Genomic DNA, 4,178 nt, shown 5'->3' on the forward strand with positions numbered 1-4,178 from the left:
GAGGTTAACTATGGCACTTGGAGCTTTATTTGTATTATTTATAATTTTAACAACTGTAAGTTTATTATCAATTACATTACTTTATACTTTAAAAAATGAGAAACTAAAAAATATGTTTTTTTACTTTTTATGTGGATGGTCCATAATCATTACTAGTCTTAATATTACAGCCCTTCCAAGTAATTATCTAGTATCAAGATTAATTGCAAGTATATTTGGACTACTAGCTGTAATATCAATTATTATTAAGATTAAAAAACCTCATAAAAAAAGTTTAAGCTACTTACTTGCTTCTGCTTCAGCTTTACTAGGATTAGTAGATTTATTTTTCTTTTAAATCTTCTTATATAAAAATAAGTGGAACCCAATATAAAATTAGTTAACCACTTATTTATCTTCTTATTTATGTTGTGCCAATTATTTATTCCTAATAATTAATTTTCATTCATACTTATAACACAACCTTAAACTCTTTTTTGCTTTCACTCATATTCAAGTTTTTATTCCATCCCATATAAATACTTTTATATTATATATTATCCTTTATTTTAATAGCCGATATTTTATTGGTATTAATCATGTGTGTATTTAAAATTATTGAAATCCTTGCTCCAGCCACAACTAAAGCTGCAAGTACGCTACCTTCACTTGGCTGTGCATAGACTTTTGGTGTATATCCAATCAACCCAGAATATGACTGTATAACATTATCTGACTTATCATCATATGCTATAAAATACTCATCCTTTAAATCTTTTAGATAAACTTCTTCCTTATTAGCTAAACTATGATTCTTAGGAGCTATCAATATATATTCTTCATTTTTTACTAAAGTTGATTCTATTTCTGGATATTTATTTAAATCTTATATCTCACTTAAAGCTGAATCAGCATATTTTAAAAATACCTCTCCAAATTCAGTTATTTTTATATTACATCCTACGCGTTGAAATAATTCAATATCCAACTCTTCCTCTAGTTTAGATATTGCCTTACTTAAATCTGGCTGAGAAACAGATAATATATTAGAAGCTGTCGTAAAATTTTTAGTTTCTGTTATAACTTTAAAATATTCTAATTATTTTAAGTTCATTTCCTTCTCCTGTCTTTCCACAAATATATAGCTTTTAGTTATATATCTATGAATATTTTAAATTAGACATATACACTTATATAGTGTTATAATCTCATAATTCCGCAATTTCATAATAATTAACCAAAAAAAATTGTAAATTTTATACATATAAATGTCAATTTATTTTAGGAGGTATTTTAATGAGTAATATGTTTAATAGACCAGTAGATGAATTAATAAAAATTAGAAATTCTGTTAGAAACTATGATAATTCACCTCTATCTGAAGAAATAATAAATAAAATTGAAAACTTCATTAGCAAGGTGGAAAATCCTTTTAATCAAAAAATAAGAATTAAATTAATAAGGAAAGATAATTCAAATAAAGAATTAAAACTTGGAACTTATGGCGTGATAAAAGGTGCTAATTATTTCTTAACAGCTGTTTGTGAAAAGGATGATTTATCTTTAATTGCCTTAGGATACGCTTTAGAAAAAGTTATATTATACTGCACTTCTCTAGAACTAGGTACCGTATGGCTTGGTGGTACTTTTAATAAAGGTGAGTTTGCCAAAGCTATGAGTTTAAATGAAAAAGAAATTTTACCAATTGTTTCACCAGTAGGATATGAAGGTGGTAAAAAATCACTTATAGCTACTTTATTTGGTGATAATAGTAAAAAGCGTAAAGATTTTTCAGAAATATGTTTTTATAAAAACTTTAATACACCACTTACAAATAGTAATGCAGGTAAATATTTTGAACCACTTGAAATGTTGCGTTTTGCACCATCAGCTATTAATAAACAACCTTGGAGAATCTTAAAATATGATGATAATATACACTTCTATCTAAGTAGTGCTAAAGAATTAAATAAAATAGACATAGGTATAGGCCTTTGTCATTTTCACTTATCTGCTATGGATAAAAATATAAGTGGTGAATTTACATCACTTAGTTCTATAAAAGATCAAGATAGTAAATTTACTTATGTTATATCTTGGATAAATAGTAAATAAAACTAAAGGATGCTATTAAAATGTTTAAAATAAACAAAGAAAAATGTATAGCCTGTACACAATGTATAAAAGATTTCCCAACTTCTACTATCTCACTAAAACAAGACAACGCTGAGATAAATAATGAAAACTGTATAAAATGTGGACACTGTATTGCCATATGTCCAGTGGATGCTGCATCAACTGATGATTATAATATGGATGAAGTAATCCCTTATGATAAGAATAGTTTTTCAGTAGAAGCAGATAATCTTTTAAACTTTATAAAATATAGAAGAAGCGTTAGAAAATTTAAAAATAAAGAAACAGAAAAAGAAAAAATCTTAAAAATAATAGATGCTGGTAGATATACTCAAACTTCAACAAATAGTCAGGATGTATCTTATACAGTAGTTACTGATAAACTTGGTGAATTAAGAGACTTAGCTTATGAAAGTTTAAGAAAAAAAGGTGAAGCTATTTTATCAAACTTAACGCCTGAAACTTCTCATTTAGAAAGATATGATAGAATGTGGATTTACTCCTATGAGATGTATAAAAAGATCCGAAAAAAAATGGTAAATTATTCTTCAATGCCCCTCTTGCAATATTTATAACTACACCTAATCCTATAAATGGCGGTTTAGCTTCTTCAAACATGGAACTTTTTTAGTGGATTTTTATTGATATCATCTCAAGATAACAAAGAAATTTTAGATTTACTTTGTATAAAAGATAGCAAGTTGTTATCTTCATGTCTAGTGATTGGTTATCCTGATGTAAAATACCAAAGAACTGTTCCTAGAAAAGATGCCCTTATAAACTGAATTTGACAAAATATGTTTTTATTATAAATGAATATTGTATACTTACACTAATATTGATGATTATTATCTCTTATTGTGTAACAATAAGAGATAATACAGTTATTATTAAAAAGGGGGCTGAATTATGAAAAAATATGTTTGTGATGCTTGTGGCTATATTTATGATCCAGAAGTTGGAGATCCTGATAACGGAATAGCTCCAGGTACTTCTTTTGAAGATTTGCCTGATGATTGGTTATGTCCTTTATGTTCAGTAGGTAAAGACGAGTTTTCTGAAACTGAATAATTAAATTCTACTTCAGGCAAGGGGGAATCATTTTTCCCCCTTGCTTAATATAATTCCTATATTTCATCAAGATTATTTTATTTTTAAATATACATATTAAAAAATAAAATTCATTTAAATTCATCTACTTAGTATAATAAGCAATACCAATACTACCAGGTCCCACATGTAGACCAATAACCGGGCCTATAGACTGAATTCCAACTTTCTGCCCTAACTTGTTCTCCAAAGCTTTCGCTAGCTTCATCCCTTCTTCTTCACAATTAATATGGTGTACAATAACATCGCCTAATCCCTTTAACTCTATTTCATTTAAAACAGTTCCTACTATCTCATCTACAGCTTTTTTTCTAGTCCTAACCTTCTTAAATATAGAGGTTTCACCATCTACAACTGTAAGTATGGGCTTTATTTGAAATAAATTACCAAATAGTGCCGCTGCACCACCTATTCTTCCACCTTTTTTTAGATACTCTAAGGTTTCTGGTGTAAATAAAAATCTACTATGATCTAGTACATATTGAGCCAACGCTACTACTTCCTCCATACTTTTCCCCTCTTTTGCTGCTTCTCCTGCTTTAATTGCAGCAAATCCCATTTGCATACAATTAGTCTTCGAATCAAGGATTTCTATATTGGCTTTTGGATAATCTTCTAATATCATATTTTTTATCATATTTGCATTGGAATATGTTCCACTCATTTTTGATGATAAAAATATACCTACTATGGAATCTCCATTTGCTATTATGTCTTTAAATATACTCAGCATTTCTTCTGGTATTGGCTGAGATGATTTTGGAATTTCACTGGATTTGCTCATATCTTCATAAAAATTTTTATTATCTATATCAACTTCACGTCTGCTTTCTCCATCCATAACAACATTTAAAGATGCTATTTTTATATCATATTTATTTACATATTCTTTTGGTATATATGATGTGCTATCTGTAACTATTTTTATAGCCATATACTTCACTTCCTTTTAT

The 4,178-nt window shown here is 27.8% G+C and carries 7 protein-coding genes and 1 pseudogene; 5 read left to right on the forward strand and 3 right to left on the reverse strand.

Annotated elements, in window-relative coordinates; translation table 11 throughout:
* Nucleotides 1–337: hypothetical protein (locus tag NSA58_RS16845; RefSeq protein WP_257560718.1), on the forward strand; the 337-nt coding region annotated here is incomplete at its 5' end.
* A 192-nt stretch (nucleotides 338–529) separates the two neighbouring features.
* Here the strand turns inward: NSA58_RS16845 and NSA58_RS20790 are convergent.
* Together NSA58_RS20790 and NSA58_RS20910 are read right to left on the reverse strand one after the other, a co-directional pair.
* Entirely contained in the window at nucleotides 530–844 is a 315-nt protein-coding gene (locus NSA58_RS20790; RefSeq protein ID WP_152607185.1) for a LysR substrate-binding domain-containing protein, read from the reverse strand.
* A 21-nt stretch (nucleotides 845–865) separates the two neighbouring features.
* Nucleotides 866–1,066 (reverse strand): annotated as a pseudogene (locus NSA58_RS20910) (LysR family transcriptional regulator); the annotation flags it as partial.
* A gap of 209 nt (nucleotides 1,067–1,275) precedes the next feature.
* Here NSA58_RS20910 and NSA58_RS16860 point away from each other — a divergent pair.
* From NSA58_RS16860 to rd, 4 genes are all read left to right on the forward strand, one after another.
* Entirely contained in the window at nucleotides 1,276–2,094 is an 819-nt protein-coding gene (locus NSA58_RS16860; protein WP_074429849.1) for a nitroreductase family protein, read from the forward strand.
* 20 nt (nucleotides 2,095–2,114) lie between these two features.
* Nucleotides 2,115–2,690, forward strand: a complete 576-nt coding sequence (locus NSA58_RS16865; protein ID WP_330652597.1) for a nitroreductase family protein — start codon at nucleotides 2,115–2,117, stop codon at nucleotides 2,688–2,690.
* Nucleotides 2,691–2,756: 66 nt separating this feature from the next.
* Nucleotides 2,757–2,900: a nitroreductase family protein gene (locus NSA58_RS20795; protein WP_330376113.1), complete on the forward strand. Its 144-nt coding sequence runs from the start codon at nucleotides 2,757–2,759 to the stop codon at nucleotides 2,898–2,900.
* Between the two features lie 124 nt (nucleotides 2,901–3,024).
* Complete coding sequence (rd, locus tag NSA58_RS16870) at nucleotides 3,025–3,186, forward strand: rubredoxin (protein WP_074078758.1); 162 nt, start codon at nucleotides 3,025–3,027, stop codon at nucleotides 3,184–3,186.
* 124 nt (nucleotides 3,187–3,310) lie between these two features.
* Here the strand turns inward: rd and NSA58_RS16875 are convergent, their stop codons facing one another.
* Nucleotides 3,311–4,159 carry a DegV family protein gene (locus NSA58_RS16875; protein WP_039681474.1) on the reverse strand — a complete coding sequence of 283 codons (849 nt, stop codon included), beginning with the start codon at nucleotides 4,157–4,159 and terminating at the stop codon, nucleotides 3,311–3,313.
* Between the last annotated feature and the right edge of the window lie 19 nt (nucleotides 4,160–4,178).

The sequence above is a fragment of the Terrisporobacter muris genome, assembly GCF_024621905.1.
GTDB classification, from domain to species: Bacteria; Bacillota; Clostridia; order Peptostreptococcales; family Peptostreptococcaceae; genus Terrisporobacter; species Terrisporobacter muris.

Bases quoted from the DNA above. Each gene is read 5' to 3' on its own strand.
- NSA58_RS16860 (WP_074429849.1), top strand. From the start codon at position 1,276: ATGAGTAATATGTTTAATAGACCAGTAGATGAATTAATAAAAATTAGA.
- NSA58_RS16865 (WP_330652597.1), top strand. From the start codon at position 2,115: ATGTTTAAAATAAACAAAGAAAAATGTATAGCCTGTACACAATGTATA.
- rd (WP_074078758.1), top strand. From the start codon at position 3,025: ATGAAAAAATATGTTTGTGATGCTTGTGGCTATATTTATGATCCAGAA.
- NSA58_RS16875 (WP_039681474.1), bottom strand. From the start codon at position 4,159: ATGGCTATAAAAATAGTTACAGATAGCACATCATATATACCAAAAGAA.